Origin of the sequence: Brachyspira suanatina, from assembly GCF_001049755.1 — a bacterium.
Taxonomy (GTDB): Bacteria; Spirochaetota; Brachyspiria; order Brachyspirales; family Brachyspiraceae; genus Brachyspira; species Brachyspira suanatina.
This window is the reverse complement of sequence record NZ_CVLB01000001.1, coordinates 843,519-861,125: the sequence shown is the minus strand read 5'-3', so window position 1 is coordinate 861,125 and position 17,607 is coordinate 843,519. Positions and strand designations below refer to the sequence as shown.

The 17,607-nt window shown below is 26.9% G+C and carries 11 protein-coding genes; 2 read left to right on the top strand and 9 right to left on the bottom strand.

Translation table 11 applies throughout. From position 1 onward, the window contains the following. Nucleotides 1–27: 27 nt before the first annotated feature. The 9 genes from hydE to BRSU_RS03790 form a co-directional block, all read right to left on the bottom strand. The gene (hydE, locus tag BRSU_RS03830) at nucleotides 28–1,149 is read right to left on the bottom strand and encodes a [FeFe] hydrogenase H-cluster radical SAM maturase HydE (protein WP_048593873.1); all 1,122 of its coding nucleotides are present in this window, start codon (nucleotides 1,147–1,149) and stop codon (nucleotides 28–30) included. 93 nt (nucleotides 1,150–1,242) lie between these two features. Beyond that, nucleotides 1,243–2,100: an Rpn family recombination-promoting nuclease/putative transposase gene (locus BRSU_RS03825; RefSeq protein WP_048593872.1), complete on the bottom strand. Its 858-nt coding sequence runs from the start codon at nucleotides 2,098–2,100 to the stop codon at nucleotides 1,243–1,245. Between the two features lie 107 nt (nucleotides 2,101–2,207). Then, entirely contained in the window at nucleotides 2,208–3,401 is a 1,194-nt protein-coding gene (hydF, locus tag BRSU_RS03820) for a [FeFe] hydrogenase H-cluster maturation GTPase HydF (protein ID WP_048593871.1), read from the bottom strand. 111 nt (nucleotides 3,402–3,512) lie between these two features. Next, nucleotides 3,513–4,937, bottom strand: coding sequence for a [FeFe] hydrogenase H-cluster radical SAM maturase HydG (gene hydG, locus BRSU_RS03815; RefSeq protein ID WP_048593870.1), 1,425 nt, complete (start codon nucleotides 4,935–4,937; stop codon nucleotides 3,513–3,515). Nucleotides 4,938–4,981: 44 nt separating this feature from the next. After that, the gene (locus BRSU_RS03810) at nucleotides 4,982–5,233 is read right to left on the bottom strand and encodes a TM1266 family iron-only hydrogenase system putative regulator (RefSeq protein ID WP_048593869.1); all 252 of its coding nucleotides are present in this window, start codon (nucleotides 5,231–5,233) and stop codon (nucleotides 4,982–4,984) included. Nucleotides 5,234–5,691: 458 nt separating this feature from the next. After that, nucleotides 5,692–7,533 (bottom strand): methyl-accepting chemotaxis protein, encoded by a 1,842-nt coding sequence (locus tag BRSU_RS03805; RefSeq protein ID WP_048593868.1) that lies wholly within the window; start codon nucleotides 7,531–7,533, stop codon nucleotides 5,692–5,694. A gap of 204 nt (nucleotides 7,534–7,737) precedes the next feature. Further along, the gene (locus BRSU_RS03800) at nucleotides 7,738–9,579 is read right to left on the bottom strand and encodes a methyl-accepting chemotaxis protein (protein WP_048593867.1); all 1,842 of its coding nucleotides are present in this window, start codon (nucleotides 9,577–9,579) and stop codon (nucleotides 7,738–7,740) included. Between the two features lie 527 nt (nucleotides 9,580–10,106). Further along, complete coding sequence (locus tag BRSU_RS03795; protein ID WP_048593866.1) at nucleotides 10,107–11,945, bottom strand: methyl-accepting chemotaxis protein; 1,839 nt, start codon at nucleotides 11,943–11,945, stop codon at nucleotides 10,107–10,109. A gap of 168 nt (nucleotides 11,946–12,113) precedes the next feature. Next, nucleotides 12,114–13,949 (bottom strand): methyl-accepting chemotaxis protein, encoded by a 1,836-nt coding sequence (locus BRSU_RS03790; RefSeq protein ID WP_048593865.1) that lies wholly within the window; start codon nucleotides 13,947–13,949, stop codon nucleotides 12,114–12,116. Nucleotides 13,950–14,176: 227 nt separating this feature from the next. Between BRSU_RS03790 and pbpC the strand changes: the two genes are divergently transcribed. Beyond that, nucleotides 14,177–16,765, top strand: a complete 2,589-nt coding sequence (pbpC, locus tag BRSU_RS03785) for a penicillin-binding protein 1C (RefSeq protein WP_048593864.1) — start codon at nucleotides 14,177–14,179, stop codon at nucleotides 16,763–16,765. A 79-nt stretch (nucleotides 16,766–16,844) separates the two neighbouring features. Further along, nucleotides 16,845–17,600, top strand: coding sequence for a FecR domain-containing protein (locus BRSU_RS03780; RefSeq protein ID WP_048593863.1), 756 nt, complete (start codon nucleotides 16,845–16,847; stop codon nucleotides 17,598–17,600). Nucleotides 17,601–17,607: the final 7 nt, after the last annotated feature.

The window sequence follows — 17,607 nt, the reverse complement described above, 5'->3', positions numbered from 1 at the left end:
AATATATAATTTTATTTTTTATAAAGTTTAAATATGTCTGTTAATATCAAAATCTCCTCTCATACCAGTAAGAATATAGCCAATATTTTCCATATTATTTCTAAGGCTTTTAACACCTTCAGCTGATTCGCTTCCTGTAGCAATTTTATCATTATAAAGCAAATATTTTTTTCTTACATTCATAGGAGATAAATTAGGCATAACTACATTAGCACCATGAAGTATTCCTAATTCTCTGCCGCCTTCTTTAATAGTACCTAAAGCTGTAGTAGCTGGTATCAAAGACAATGGAAAAATTAGACGAAGTATGCTTATAAGTATTAAAGTAAGTTCCAATTCTCCTTTTTTTTCATTTGCAAAAGGAGTATCTTTATGCGGAAGAAAAGGCCCTATACCTATCATCTCTGGTTTTATCTCCTGCATAAAAATTAAATCATCAGCAATATTCTCCAAAGTTTGATAAGGGCTTCCAACCATTATACCTGTACCAGTTTGATAGCCTAGTTTTTTCAAAGTTCTTAAACATTCTTTTCTATTTTCTAAACTCATATTATTAGGATGAAGTTTTGAATAATGAATATCATCAGAAGTTTCATGTCTAAGTAAAAATCTATTAGCATCTTTTTCTTTTAATGCTTTATAATACTCTTCTTCTTTTTCGCCTATTGATAATGTTAAAGCACAATCCGGATATTTTGTTTTAATTGCTTCTACTATATCAGACATAATTTCTAAATTATAATAAGGGTCTTCTCCGCCCTGAAGTACAAAGGTTCTAAATCCTATTTCATAACCAAGTTCGCAGCATGATAAAATATCTTCTTTATTTAGTCTGTATCTTTCTGCATTTTTATTGCTTTTTCTTATTCCGCAATATATACAGTCATTCTTACAATAATTAGTAAATTCTATAAGCCCGCGCATAAAAACATATTTGCCGAATACTTTATCAGCTTTTTCTCTTGCCTTTACTCTTAAATATTCTTTTAATTTCTTTACTTCTTCTTTTTCTTCATCATGTAATTTTTTTATATTTATATTATTATCATATTCAAAAGATGATAAAATAGTCAAAGCATCTTCTTTTGATATTTTTTCTTCTATTTCTATTTTGTTAATAATTTCTTTTGCTTTATTTATATTAATCAAGTTTACATTTCCTTTATAATTTAGAATAGTTTTTACTAAATGGAGAGTAATAAATTATAGAATATATCACTATATAATTTTAAATGTTTTACATTATAATTTTTCTATTTCTTCTATACTAAGTCCAGTAATATCTCTTATTAATGCTATATCCATATTTCTATTTTTCATATTTTTTACAGTTAATATTTGATTTTCTTTTATACCTTGTTTAAAACCTTCTTCAATACCTAATCTTCTTTCTTCTTCAAGTATTATTTGGTTGCCATATAGATATGCTTCTCTTTTATCATATTCATTCATCATAAGTCTGTTTTTTATAAAATTATTATATCGTGATTGTACTTCTTCCATTATAGGTTTCTCTTTTACTAATTCTGACATAATAACCTCCTTATTATCTTTCTCTTTCATAGTAAAAAATTTTAGCCAGCAATTCAAATCATGCTTGAGTAAATTATATTTAAACTTTTTTAATTCTATTATATGGATTTGTAAATGGTCAGTTAATAACCTTTGATTAAGAGTATCATAAATCATGTAGCATGAATGAATATTATCATTATCATCTAAATTAAAATTAAGTAAATTAATACTAATTACAGGAGTAAGGGCATCATATTTTTCTCCATGCTTTAGGAGTTTACTATAATTCGAAGCCCAATAATAAAGTATTCGTTCTGGAAATCTTGAATTACCTTGTAATTGTATTTCTATAATAACAACAGTTCCATTCTGTGTAATACATTTTACATCAGCAATAGTCTCTTTATCCTCATAATTTTCTTTATAATTAAATGGAGTCAAAATCTCAACTCTTCTAAAAGTTTTCATACCAGCATCAAGCATTGTGGAATTAATAAAATCAAGCAATATTAAATTACTATCTTTAGATGAGAATAAATATCTCATAAAATAATCATTTAATACATTAATATCTCTATGGCTCATAATATTATTATACTAAAATAATCATAAATGTAAAGTTATAATAAAAATATAATTATATAAAATATATTATTAATAATTTATTTTATTTGTAATACTAAAAATTACTTTTATATATATTGAACTCCATTAATCTTTGCTATAGTCATACCGTAATTAGTTATAGGTATATTCTGTTCTTCGCATATTCTTATTCTATTTAAAATATGTTTTCTAGTACCCATGCATCCTCCGCAATGTATAACCAAATCATATTTTGACAAATCATCTGGAAAATCATTACCTGCAACATAATCTATATCAAATTCAAAACCAAATTTCTTTTTTAATAAATTTGGAATTTTTACTCTGCCTATATCTCCTTCCAATGGTATATGAGTGCAGCTTTCTGCTATTAATATTTTACTGTCCTTTGTTAAATTATCTATAAAATCAGCACCTTTTTTATATATTTTCTCATCTCCTTTATAACGGGCAAATAATACAGAAAATGAAGTTAATAAACTTTCTTTAGGTTTTAATTTTTCCACTTCTTTAAAAACTTGAGAATCTGTTATTATTACTTTAGGTGCTTTGCTTAATGCTTTTAATGCATTTTCAAATTTATCAAAAGTAGAAGCCATTATCACAGCTTTATTGTCTAAAATATCTCTTATAGTTTGAACTTGAGGAAGAATCAATCTGCCTTTAGGTGCTTGAATATCCTGAGGCATAACAAGCATTACTATATCATCCTCTTTTATTATATGTCCTGTTATACTTATTTCTTCTGTTTTTGGAATCGTTAATTTTATAGCATCAATTAATTTATCTATATTAATTTTATTGTTAGCATTTATAGCGCTTATTGAAACAGTTTCTAAATTAAAAATTTCTTTTATATTTTGTTCTATATTTTTATAATCAGCATTTAAATCTATTTTATTTAAAACTGCTATAATTGGTATCTCTAAACTTTCAAGTTTATTTTTCCATTTAAGCTCTAACGAATAATCATTATCTACAAAACTAGAATCAAAAACGAGTAAAGCTATATCAGATGACTCCATTATTTTTTTTGTTCTTTCTATTCTTAAAGCTCCAAGCTCTCCCTCATCATCAAAACCTGCAGTATCAACTATAACACATGCACCTATGCCATTTATTTCTATAGCTTTTTTAACAGGATCAGTAGTTGTTCCTGCAGTATCAGAAACTATTGCTATATCCTGATTGGCTATTGCATTTATAATACTAGATTTACCTGCATTTCTTCTTCCAAATATTGCAATATGAGTTCTATTTGCATTCGGTGTATCATTCATATTTTTCACATATCCTATTCATAAATAAAATCAATTCAGCTTTCTTAATGCATATATCAATAGATGCAATTAAGAAAACTGAATCAATTATAAAATGAGTAACCCTAAAAATTAAAATTTGAAATCTCTCCTTCCCTCATCTATGCCTTTTAAAGAATCTACTAATTTTGCCTTTACATTTTCATTAGGCACTTTTTCTATTTCATTTATTATAACTTTATCTATAGATTTTTTAGTTTCTTCTTTAGCATAATCATTCTCATATTCTTTTAAAGTTATTATAGCATTAGCCTGACAGAAATTTTTTATTTGTCCGCTTTTAGCAAATGCCATGAATCTATCTCCTGTTCTTCCCTCTCTATAGCAAGCAGTACAGAAACTAGGAAGATAATCTATATCAGCAAGCCATTTTATAATATCATCAAGAGAACGGTTATCTGAAATTTCAAACTGTTTGGAATTCTCTTCTTCCTCTTCAACATATCCTCCAACGCTTGTTCTTGATCCTCCGCTTATCTGAGAAACTCCAACTTCCAAAACTTCTTCTCTTGATTTCTGACTCTCTCTAGTAGAAACTATTATTCCAGTATAAGGAACAGCTATTCTTAAAACAGCAACTATCTTTTTGAATAAGCTATCAGTAATAGCATTAGGAAAACTTTTTACATCAACATCATCGGCAGGTCTTATTCTTGGTACGCTTATAGTATGAGGGCCGCATCCAAAAGTATCTTCCAAATGCTTAGCATGGTAAAGCATAGCAGTAAAATCATATTTATAATTGTAAAGTCCGAATAATACCCCTATACCAACATCATCAATTCCGCCTTCCATAGCTCTGTCCATTGCCTCTGTATGATATTCATAATTGCTTTTTGGGCCACTTGGATGAACTTTCTCATAAGTTGGTTTATGGTATGTTTCTTGGAATAATACATAAGTACCAATGCCGGCATCTTTTAACTTTTTATAATTTTCTACTGTAGTTGCGGCAATATTAACATTAACTCTTCTAATAGCTCCGTTTTTATGCTTAATACTGTATATTGTTTTTATTGATTCAAGTAAATATTCCATACTAGCATAATCAGGATCTTCTCCTGTTTCTAATGCAAGTCTTTTATGTCCCATATCTTGTAATGCTATAACTTCAGCTCTAATCTCATCTTGAGTTAATTGCTTTCTAGCTATATGTTTATTTTTAGCATGATAAGGACAATAAACACAGCCATTAATACAGTAGTTTGATAAATAAAGAGGAGCAAATAAAACTATTCTCTTTCCATATATTTCTAATTTTATTTTCTTAGCTATTTCATACATTTCATTTTCTGCATCTTTATCATCGCAAAGAAGTAAAGCCAATGCCTCATTAGGTTCAAGGCCTTTCATCTCTTTAGCCTTATCTAATATATTTCTTATATTGTAATTACCGCTTTCTACTTGAGATATGGTTTTTAAAATTTCTTCATCATTAATAAATTCATTTGCATTTCTTGATTTTGAATCGTACTTAAACAAAGTAGCAGAAGACATGATATAAACTCCTAATAATTAAACTGATAATATTTAACCTAATTTTACTTTTTACTTGCATAAAGTGCTTTTGCAGAAACACCTTCAAGCATACCAAGTTTGCCTGTTAAACTATTAATTTTATCATTAGGAGCATTTAAGACTATGCTGATTATATTTATATTCTCTTCTCTATAAGGAATTCCCATCCTTCCTATAATAAAATCACTGTAATCATGCAGAATTTCATTAACTTTTGAAACATTTTCTGTTTTTTCTACTATTATTCCTATAACAGCAATTCTATTATTTTCCATAGGCTAATAAATCAGATTAATATAAATTTTAAATACCTTTATGATAAACCTTAATAGTTACTCACTTAGGTTAATAATATTATAATAATTATTTTTAATTTGTAAATAGATATTTTCTAAGTTTATCAAATTTTTACTGGTATTTAGATAAAAATATTACGCACGCAAAGCTATAATTATACCTTAATGATGCATTTTAAATTTAACTATATATAAAATTTAATTAAATGTGCGTTAATAAAAACTAAAAATTTAAATAACACTTGGGCGGGCACTTTACTTACTTATTTAGTAAAAATATAAATATAAATTATAATTTTATAATTAAATAAAAAAATCTTAAAGGGTGGGAGTTGTAATTAAAATTTAAAAATTTAATTACGTCTACCCACACTTTAATTTTATAATATCACTTCAATTTTTAAATAATTTTTTAACTTAAAGTAAAATAATAATATTTATCTTTCTATTCTAAAGAAACTCATAACAGACTGAAGTTCTTTAGCATCATCATATAAAGCTAGTGATGAAGCTGTAGACTGTTCCACTAATGCAGCATTTTCTTGTGTTATAGAATCCATTTCTGTTACTGCTTTATTTACTTGAGCTACTCCTGACTGCTGTTCTAATGCTGCTGAACTAATATCTTTAATAATATTAGCTGTTTCATCTATTTCAGTTTTTATATTCATAAATAGCTCTTCCTGACTTTCTACTATCTTATTAGCTTTATTAATCTTTTCATATACTTGATTTACTAATTCTGTTATATCTTTAGCTGAATCCTGACTACTCTGTGCCAAACTTCTTACCTCGCTTGCTACTACTGCAAAACCTTTACCTTGATCACCTGCCCTTGCTGCTTCTACTGCTGCATTAAGTGCTAATATATTAGTTTGAAATGCTATACCTTCTATAACTTTAATTATATCTTTAATCTTCTCACTATCAGCATTAACTTCGTTCATACTTCTAACTGTCTCTGATACTACAGATGTAGCATTATCTATAGACTCTCTACAATGATTCATCATTTCATTACCTTTAACAGAATTATTTGTAGCCATAGATATTGCTGAAGATATTTCTTCCATAGATGACGCTGTTTCTTCAAGATTAGCTGCTGTATTCTCTGATCTTCTTGATAAATCTTTATTGCCCGCTGCTAAATTATTTGCTGCAAGCGACATCTTATCTGCATTATGTAAAGTTGTTTCTATTACTTCTATAAGTCTTGTACGCATAGAAGTAAAAGATCTTGATAATATTCCTAACTCATCTTTTCTATTTAAAGGTTTTCTATTAATTACAAGTTTTCCATCTTCTATTTCTTTAGCCTCTTCAACAATTATGTTTAAAGGTTTTATTATACTTCTAGTAAATAAGAACACTACAAATGTCATAAGAAGCATAGATATTATACCTATAATAATACTAGTTACAAGTATAGATTTGTTTATCTCATAAATTTCTTCTTCATCCATAGCATAAGCTACTATCCAAGGATGAATTTTCATTTTTTTATAATACCCCAATCTTTTATGATTGTTGAAACTATATTCCACATTTCCTTCTAAACTTCCAGACTTAAATATGCTATCATATTCATTAGGTGCATCTTTAGCCACCTCATTTATATCAGTATCCATTACAACTTTAAGCTGATCATTAACTGCTACTATTCTTCCACTTCTTCCCAACTTTATATTACTAAAATAATTTTTATGTATAATAGACGATCTAACTATCAATACCAAATAACCTATAATATTATTTTCAAAGTCCAATATTTGAGTACCTATAGATACAGTATACTCACCTGTATCTGCTGATTTTCTCATATTATTTCCAATAGAATATTCCTCACCAGCCTTTAATTTATTCCACATACCAGGTCTAAATTCTGCCATACTCTGACCAGTCAATTCATTTTTTTTATCCAATAATATACTACCATCTACACCTACAACGTAAATATTTTCTAAGTATTCATTTCTTTTTATGAATAAATTTAAATCAATCAAACCTAATCTTCTATAATTTTCATCTCTGATTAGAAGATAGTTTCTAATATTAGCACTGCTGGAATAAGCTACTGAAACCATAACCTGAGCATTTAATATAGAATTAAATAGATTAGCATACCCTTCTACAGTATTTTTAAACCCAGTATCTGTACTTTCTGTTATTCCTTTATTTGAAAAAAATACAGAAGCACTTAATAAAAAAGTTAACATTAATATAGACATTAAACTAATAGTAATAGGCATTTTAAAAGATAAACTACTAAATCTACTCATTATGCAAACTCCTTGGATATTTTAGATATTTATTTTAGATAAATACGAAAATAATGATAGAATTTCTGATAATAAATAGTATAGTAAAAACTATTAGCCTTGTCAATTAAATAACACTTGATGCATACATAAAAAAGAAATATTAATATTATTATATAGAGAAAACTCAATATAAAGTTACTCTATATAATAATATTTTTTTAATTATTTTTCTATTTTAAAGAAACTCATTACAGATTGTAGTTCTTTAGCATCATCATATAAAGCTAGTGATGAAGCTGTAGACTGTTCCACTAATGCAGCATTTTCTTGTGTTATAGAATCCATTTCCATTACAGCTTTATTTACCTGAGCTACTCCTGACTGCTGTTCTAATGCTGCTGAACTAATATCTTTAATAATATTAGCTGTTTCATCTATTTCAGTTTTTATATTCATAAATAGCTCTTCCTGACTTTCTACTATCTTATTAGCTTTATTGATTTTTTCATATACTTGATTTACTAATTCTGTTATATCTTTAGCTGAATCCTGACTGCTCTGTGCCAAACTTCTTACCTCTGAAGCTACTACCGCGAAACCTTTACCTTGATCGCCTGCTCTTGCTGCTTCTACTGCCGCATTCAAAGCTAATATATTAGTTTGGAATGCTATACCTTCTATAACTTTAATGATATCTTTGATCTTTTCACTATCAGCATTAACTTCATTCATACTTCTAACTGTTTCTGATACAACTGATGTAGCATTATCTATAGACTCTCTACAATGATTCATCATTTCATTGCCTTTAACAGAATTATTTGTAGCCATAGATATTGCTGAAGATATTTCTTCCATAGATGACGCTGTTTCTTCAAGATTAGCTGCTGTATTCTCTGATCTTCTTGATAAATCTTTATTACCCGCTGCTAAATTATTTGCTGCAAGCGACATCTTATCTGCATTATGTAAAGTTGTTTCTATCACTTCTATAAGTTTATATTTCATATCATGGAAAGAATGAGATAATTCTCCAAGTTCATCTTTTCTATTTAATTTTCTATTATGCATAATAAGTCTTCCAGATGCTATTTCTTTAGCCTCTGAAACTACAATGTTTAAAGGTTTTATTATACTTCTAGTAAATAAGAACACTACAAATGTCATAAGAAGCATAGATATTATACCTATAATAACACTTGTTATAACTATAGATTTATTAATCTCATAAATTTCTTCTTCATCCATGGCATAAGCTACTATCCAAGGCTGAACTGTCATCTTTTTATAAAAACCTGCTCTAATATGATTATTAGCAACATAACTAATATTTCCAGATACTGATCCGCTCTTTATTATATTATCATATTCATTTGGTGCTTGTTTATTTATTTCTTTTGGATCTGTATCCATTACAACTTTAAGCTGATCATTAACGGCTACTATTCTTCCAGTTCTTCCTAATTGTATATTACTAAAATAATTATCATATATAACCATTATTTTTATAATAGAAACTAAATATCCTATCAATTGATTATTATAATCAAGTACTCTTACACCTAAAGATATTGTAAGTTCACCTGTAGCTGCTGATTCTTTAATTTCATTTCCAAAAGCTAAGTCTTCTCCGGCTAACAATTTTCGCATCATATCCGGTCTCAAATCCATAAAATTTCTTCCTATCAATTTTTCATTTTTATCAAAAACTATTACACCATTAGTATTCATTATTGAAATATTTTCAATGAAATTATTGTTTTCTATATATGAAGTTATATCAAGATTAACATTATTTCTATAGGAATTACTCATATCTGTAAGAAAATTCTTAATATTAGCACTGCTCGTATAAGCTTTATTTACCATTACTTGAGCATCTAATATAGAATCAAATAGATTGGCATATCCTTCTACAGTATTCTTAAAACCTGTATCAGTACTTTGTGTTATTCCCTTATTTGAAAAAAAGACAGAAGCACTTAATAAAAAACCTAACATTATTATAGACATTAAACTAATAGTAATTGGCAGTTTAAAAGATAGACTATAAAACCTACTCATAATTTACTCCTAACATTATTATAAAATTTTATATAAGACATAGATTGATAAAAATCAACAAACTCCTATATATGTAGTATATTAAAAAAAAATAGTTGTCAATACAATAAAATATTTTTGATTTTTTATTATTTATGCTGTTATACATTTTTAAAGCATTAAATTAAAGCACATATTCAAAATACTATAAAAAACTTTGTACTGATTTTTTATTACTTCTAATCAAAATTATTACTTTATATGAAATAATTTGTAATATAATAATAATTTTTATATTTAGCGTTAAAGCATTAAAAAAATTCTTTTATTATTAATTTAAAAATCATAATAATCTACTAAATAAATTGTGGTATAATTTTATTAGATCTTATAGATAAAAAATCTCTAGCAACTAATATAAAAATGTGCCAGAGATTTTAATAATCAAATTTATATTTAGAATTAAATTATTATAAAAATTGTTTACTTAAAATGTATAGTAAATAACTTTGTATATATTCAGTAAATTTACTATACACTAACAATTTTTATTTTTCTATACTAAAGAAATTAATAACTTCTTTCAAATGTCTGGCATCATCATATAATGACATAGAAGATGCTGTAGACTCTTCAACCAAAGCTGCATTTTCCTGAGTTAAAGTATCCATTTCTTCAACAGCCCTATTAACTTGAGCTACTCCTTCTTTTTGTTCAACTGCTGCTTCAGTGATACTCTTTATAGTGTCAGCTGTTTCTTCTATTTGTTCTTTTATTCCTACAAATAATTGTTCCTGACTTCCTACTATCTGATTTGCTCTGTTAATTTTTTCATATACCTGATTAATTAACTCTGTTATATCCTTAGCTGAATCTTGGCTGCTTTGTGCTAAGCTTCTTACTTCACTAGCAACTACAGCAAAACCTTTACCTTGATCTCCTGCACGAGCTGCCTCTACTGCGGCATTAAGTGCCAATATATTAGTTTGGAATGCTATTCCTTCTATAACTTTAATGATATTTTTTATTTTTTCACTGTCGGCATTAACTTCGCTTATACTTTTTACAGTTTCTTCAACTACTGATGCAGCATTTTCTATGGCTATTTTACAATCATTCATCATTTCATTTCCTTTTACGGAATTATTGATAGATACGGTGATTGCAGCAGCTATCTCTTCCATAAATGATCCTGTTTCTTCAAGATTGCCTGCAGTACTTTCTGCTTTTTCTGCTAAATCTTTATTTCCAGTTGCAAGACTATTAGCAGCTTGTGCCATTCTACTAGACTCATTCAAAGAAGTTTCTATTATATCTATAAGCTTATATTTCATATTATGGAAAGAGCGAGATAATTCTCCAATTTCATCATTTCTATTAATTTTTCTTCCATGCATAATTAGTCTGCCTTCTTCTATTTCTTTTGCTTCTTCAACAACTATACGAAGAGGTTTTGTAATCCTTCTAGCATACATAAACATAAATATAACTAAAGCAATTATAGAAAGAACAGCAACTAAAATACTTACAAACACAGTAGTTCTTATCTGTTCAAATATTTCATCTTCATTCATAGCATAAGTTACTATCCAAGGCTGAACATCCATTTTCTTATAGTATCCTATTCTCAATATATTACCATTTTTATAACTATAAGGACCTTCATCTGAAGCATTATTAAATATATTTTTATATGCTTCAGGTGCTGGTTTATTGATATTAGCAGGATCCATATCCATAGTAACTATAAAATTCTCATTAACAGCAACTATTCTTCCCGTTCTTCCTAATCTAACTTTTGAAAAATAATTATCATGTATAACTGAACCTTTAATGGTACTAACTAAATAACCTATTGTATTATTTGTGAAATCTGTAACTATAGATCCAACACCCAATGTTATTTCTCCTGAAACTGGGGATTCTCTAGGACTTCCAAATGCAACTTTTTCTCCTGTTGAAAGTTTTCTCCATAAATCAGGTCTTATATCAGCCATATTTCTATTTCTTAAAGCTTCTGATGTAGTAAGTAAAACATTTCCATTTATATCTGTTAAATAAAGACTTTCTACATAGCTATTTTTTTCTATAAAATTAGTCATATCTCTTCCACTGTATACACTATAAACATCATCTCTAAAAATCATATAGTTTCTAATATTAGCATCACTTGCATAAGAGTTTGCAAGCAACATTTGTGCTTCTGTTAAAGCATCCAATAAGTAAGCATATCCTTCTACTGTATTTCTAAATCCAACATTTATTGATTCTGTAATACCTTTACTTGAAAAAAACAACGAAATTACTAAGAGTACAATTATTATTATGCTACTTATACAACTAATGGACAAAGGCATTTTAAACGCTAAACTATTTAATTTTTTCATAGTTAATAATTATTTATAGTATAGATTACAATGTGATATATTCTATAATATAGTAAAAATTATCAATATTGTCAAATTATACAATATTACTATTATATATTATAAAATATAAAATACCATAGTAGCTATGAAATAAAAGTTATTTTTATAAAATAAGAAATATAATAATTAATTTTTAAATCTAAAGTATGATATATTATTTGCTATATTTCCTGTTTTATTTAATATTTCTTTACTTGATAAAGCACTATCATTTGCAAGCGAGCTATTTCTTTGTGTTATATTACTAATAGAAGAAACACTTACATTAATCTGCTCTATGTTATCCTTTTCTTCTTCTGCTGCATTTGATATATTTACCAACGCATTGGAAACATCAGTTACTAAATTATTTATTTCATTTAATAATGATGAAGATTCAGCAACAGTTTCATATCCTAAATTTATTTTTTGAATTGTACTTTCAACTATAGATGTTATATCATCTGCTGCTTTAGAAGAAGTTTGAGCAAGATTTCTTACTTCACTAGCTACAACAGCAAAACCTTTACCCTGTTCTCCAGCTCTAGCTGCTTCAACTGCTGCATTAAGTGCTAAAATATTGGTTTGAAATGCTATTGATTGTATCATTTTAATGATTTCTGAAATTTGCTTGCTTGCATCCGATATTTCTTCCATATTTGATGAAGTTTTAGAAACGATTTCCACTCCTCTAATACTGCATTCCAATGCTTTTTTACTTACTTCTTTAGCATTATTTGTATTATTATAAGTATCAGCTATAGAAGATGAAAGAAATTGTATAGCACTTGCTAATTCATTAATTGAAGATGCCTGATCAATAGTTTTATCAGATAAATCATTATTTCCTAAAGATATTTTCTCCATTTCACTATTAATAGAATCTATATCCAATTTTAAATTATAAATCACTGAACTAATATTTTTCTGCATATCATATATAGAAGATGATAAAGCATGAGCTATATTATTATGTTTTTTAGAATCATTCTCTTTAGTATCAAAATTACCTAAAGCCATATTATCTATATGATGAATAGCTTCATTTAAAGTATCTGTAATAGGTATAGTAATAACAGTTACTAAAACAACTTCCAATCCTATAGATAAAATAATAACTAAAAATAAGTAAAAAGTTAATTTATATATATTATTTTTTAACTCTTTGTCATTTCCTTTAGCTACTATGTACCAAGGAAAACCTTTTATTTCTTTAATACCATACCATTGATCTTTATATATAGATACTGCACTTCCATTTATCATGTTATTTTTAACATCTGAAAATTCCGGCATATTAAAAGCAGAATATCTATCATTAAGCAAATAATCTTTATTGCTATGATTAAGGTATCTACCGTCAGATAATATTACAAAAAACTCATAACCTTTATCATTTTTTATTTTATTCATTATTTCTTCTATTTTAGAGAAATACACATCCAATGCAGCAACTCCTTTAACAACTGATGAATTTTTAACAGCAATTGCTAAAGTAATAACAGAAGAAGAAGTTGAAGCATCTGTATATGGTTCACTAACATAAACATCATTTGTATTTATAGAATTAACATACCAATCTCTAGTAGTTTGATCATAATCACTTGGTATAGTATCAGGAATGGCAGTTACAAAAAATCTGCCATTAGCATAAGGAATATCTCCTCCAAAATAAACATCCACCAATTCACTATCTAATGATTTCATTTTATAAACAGCCGACATCATATCATTTATTGTCATATCTGTTTCAAAAAAACTACTTACAGTCTTTAATTGAATTTTGTATTCTAATATCCAACCTGATATATCTAATGAAGCATTATCCATAATATCATATATACTATACAAAAAATTTTCTCTATACTGATTATAATAAGTTATATATACAGGAACACAAATTAATACAAAAAATATGAAGTATGGAATGACAAATTTTAATATAATCCTGCTTCTTCTGATTCTTTTCTCTGTCTTAAGCATATCAAGACTCCTAAAATATATTAAAAAATTGATATACATTATATAAAATAAAATATTATTGTCAATAAAAATTTATTTATTATATAATTACATTACTACTTTTAAAGTTAATTAATAATTATTTTTTATCAATATTTTACAGTTTTAAGTTTTAATAATCATCATTTAAATGCTACAAATTCGATATAATTTGACTAATTATTTTTTTATTATAGAATATTTTTATTATGGAAAAAATTATTAGAAGAATAGCATTAACTATAATATACACTTTGTTATTATCTATAATAGCAGTTTCAATTATATTCATACCAAAAGGATATAATTTTTATAAATACTGCAAAGAATATATCAATAAACCTTTTTCAGAAAATGAATTAAATATAAATGAAGAACGTGCTTTAAAAATATATGATAGAAACTCAATACTTATATCAACAATATTTCCAAAGCATGGAGGATTCTTTGAAGAAGTAAAATATAATGATTTATCAACAAATTTAATAAATGCTGTTGTAAGTGCTGAAGATAAAAATTTCTTCAATCATAACGGTATAGATTATAAAGCTATAATAAGAGCATTTTTATCAAATTTGATAAGCGGAAGAGTAGTATCAGGCGGAAGCACTATAACTCAGCAGCTTGCAAAAAATATTATTCCTCGCGAAAGAACATATATAAATAAATTCTATGAAGCACTTGATGCAATAAGATTGGAAAGAAATCTCACAAAAGAACAAATAATTACAGAATATTTAAATAGAGTATTCTTTGGAAATAACTGTTATGGTGTAGGTGCTGCAAGCGATTTATACTTTCATAAAAAAGCAAAAGATTTAAATATCAATGAATCTGCAATGCTTGCTTCTATAATAAAATCCGGTACTAAATTTAATCCTTATAAATATGAAGAAAGATTGAAATCAAGAAGGATATATGTACTTGGAGAAATGAAAAATAATAATTTCATAACAGAAGAAAATTATAATAAATATACAAATGAAAAATTAAAAATTTTTGATGATAAAGAAAAATACACTTTCAAAGCTCCTCATTTTACAATGTATGCAAAAGAATCATTGGAACAATTAAAATATACTGGAGTAACAGAATTAAGAACAACATTAGATTATAAAATGCAAAAAGAAGCAGTATTAGTTATAAGCAATTCCAGTCAGTCGCTTCATACTTTCAATGTAAGAAATATATCATGTGTAATACTTAATGCCAAAACAGGCGAAGTTCTTTCAATGATAGGTTCTATGGATTACTTTGATGCTGAAACTCACGGAGCAGTTAATGGAGCTACTGCATTAAGGCAGGCAGGAAGTACTTTAAAACCCTTTATGTATGCATATTTATTTGATAAAGGAGAATCCCCTGCTTCAGTTATAGCCGATATTAAAACACATATCAATTCACCGGGCGGAGATTATATACCGGAAAATTTCGATCATAAATACAGAGGTCCTGTTACCATAAGAGATGCATTAGCTAATTCTCTAAATATACCTGCAGTTAAATGGTTGGCAAGATACAGTATAAAAGATTTTCAAAATATACTTTTAAAATCCGGATTAAGCTCCATAGATAAAAATCCTGATTATTACGGATATTCTTTGGTTTTGGGAAGTGCCGAAGTGCGTTTAATAGATTTAGCTTCAGCATATACAATATTTCCAAATTCAGGAACATTTATAAATAATTACTCTATAACTTCATTAAAAAAAGCCAACGGAGAAGTTATTACTCTACCTAAAAAAACTACAAGAAAAGTAATATCTGAAGAGAGTGCATATTTAATAACAAGCATATTATCAGATAGAAATGCCAGAATGGGTTCATTCAGAAGCTATAAAGGAATAGTTTATCCATTTTCTATAGCTATAAAAACAGGAACTTCAAAAGGTTCAAGAGATGCTTGGGCTATAGGATATACAAAAGACTATATAGTTGGAATTTGGCTTGGTGATTTTGCAGGAAGCGAGATGATAAATATAACCGGCGGTAATGGTGCTGTTCCTATACTTTATGATTTATTTACTATGCTTAATAAAAGTCAGAAAGAAACTAAATGGAATAAGCCTGATACTATAGTAAAAAGAGAAATCTGTCTTATAAGCGGAAAACTTAGAGGAGAGTTCTGTAAAGAAACAAGAATGGAAGAGTTTTCTCATATAAATGTGCCAAAAGAAGAATGCGATGTACATAATCTATATATAAAAACAAATTATGACGGATCAATTAGTGAAAAAGTATTTGTAAACCTTCCAAGTGAATATAATGGCTGGATTAGAGAACAGCAAATAGAACGCCCTACTTCAGAATGGACAAAAGTTAATAACATATATGCATACAATAGAATGAAAAATACTATCAATAATCAAAATAGAAGCTTAGAAACTCATACTGATAATACAACAGAAAATATTAATAATGCAGAAAATGCTTTTGCATACGATTCAGCTGAAAGAGTTCAAATGAATTTAAATGCTGTTCCTTATGCCTCACCTGAAAGAACTATAAATATAAAAGAACGTCTATCAATAAAAGAGCCTACAGACAACTCTGTATATAAAATAGATTCTACACTTCCTATAGAATATCAAAATATATTCATATCTTCATATATACCCAAAAATGTTGTAAGTGCAAATCTATATTGCAATAAAGAAATAATAGCAAATATTGATGATTTAAAAAAACAATACATAAGATGGAATTTAAAACAAGGTGATTACACTTTTTATATAGAAGCAAAAACAGAAGAAGGAGAAACTATAAAAAGTTCACCTGTTAAAATATATGTACAGTAAAAAAAAACAGTATTGAATAATTTTTATAATACCGATAATATTAATAGTGTAATATGTATTTTTCTATGGAGTTTTATTTATGTTGAATAAAAAAATTATTTCTATATTGTTAATGCTTTCTATAGCTTTTAGTTTGCAGTCAGCTTATAAAACAAATCAATATATGAAAGTAGTAGATGTAAAAGGAAAAGTAAAAATATCTTCTCAAAAGGCTATAGTAAAACCTGCACAAAACGGCGATTTATTATTCAGCAAAGATAATATTTCCACTGAAGCAAATTCTTCTCTTACTTCATATTTAGAGAGCAATAATATATTTAAAGTCAAAGGAAACTCATCATTAAATATTGATGAATCTTATGACAAAACAGGCAATACAAAATTGCATTTAAATAAAGGCGATTTCTTAATTGCAGCTTCATCTAATGCTAAAGCTGATTCTATTATAGTTTCTACTTCAAATGCTAATATTAAAATATCAGGAGTAGCTGCTGTAACATATAATAATGGCAATACAAAAGCACAATTCTTATATGGAAACGGAGAAATAAACGGTACTAAAGTTAATCAATTTATGGAAGCTAATATAGATAATTCAAATAAAATATCTATAAAAAATATAGAATTAAATCAAGATTTAACTAATACTATAAATGAAATAGCTTCAATGCCTTATATTGAAACAGTTGTTCCTGAAAAAATAGATATTAATAACATTAAAAACCATGTAAGTGCTGAAACTAATACTGTAGCAGAAATTACATCTATAAATTATGTAGGCAATACTAATGAAAATAGAACTACATTCATTATTACTAATGAAGTAAAAAGATAAATTATAA

Bases quoted from the DNA above. Each gene is read 5' to 3' on its own strand.
- BRSU_RS03800 (WP_048593867.1), bottom strand. From the start codon at position 9,579: ATGAGTAGGTTTTATAGTCTATCTTTTAAACTGCCAATTACTATTAGT.
- BRSU_RS03795 (WP_048593866.1), bottom strand. From the start codon at position 11,945: ATGAAAAAATTAAATAGTTTAGCGTTTAAAATGCCTTTGTCCATTAGT.
- BRSU_RS03790 (WP_048593865.1), bottom strand. From the start codon at position 13,949: ATGCTTAAGACAGAGAAAAGAATCAGAAGAAGCAGGATTATATTAAAA.
- BRSU_RS03810 (WP_048593869.1), bottom strand. From the start codon at position 5,233: ATGGAAAATAATAGAATTGCTGTTATAGGAATAATAGTAGAAAAAACA.
- pbpC (WP_048593864.1), top strand. From the start codon at position 14,177: ATGGAAAAAATTATTAGAAGAATAGCATTAACTATAATATACACTTTG.
- hydG (WP_048593870.1), bottom strand. From the start codon at position 4,937: ATGTCTTCTGCTACTTTGTTTAAGTACGATTCAAAATCAAGAAATGCA.
- BRSU_RS03825 (WP_048593872.1), bottom strand. From the start codon at position 2,100: ATGAGCCATAGAGATATTAATGTATTAAATGATTATTTTATGAGATAT.
- BRSU_RS03805 (WP_048593868.1), bottom strand. From the start codon at position 7,533: ATGAGTAGATTTAGTAGTTTATCTTTTAAAATGCCTATTACTATTAGT.
- hydF (WP_048593871.1), bottom strand. From the start codon at position 3,401: ATGAATGATACACCGAATGCAAATAGAACTCATATTGCAATATTTGGA.
- BRSU_RS03780 (WP_048593863.1), top strand. From the start codon at position 16,845: ATGTTGAATAAAAAAATTATTTCTATATTGTTAATGCTTTCTATAGCT.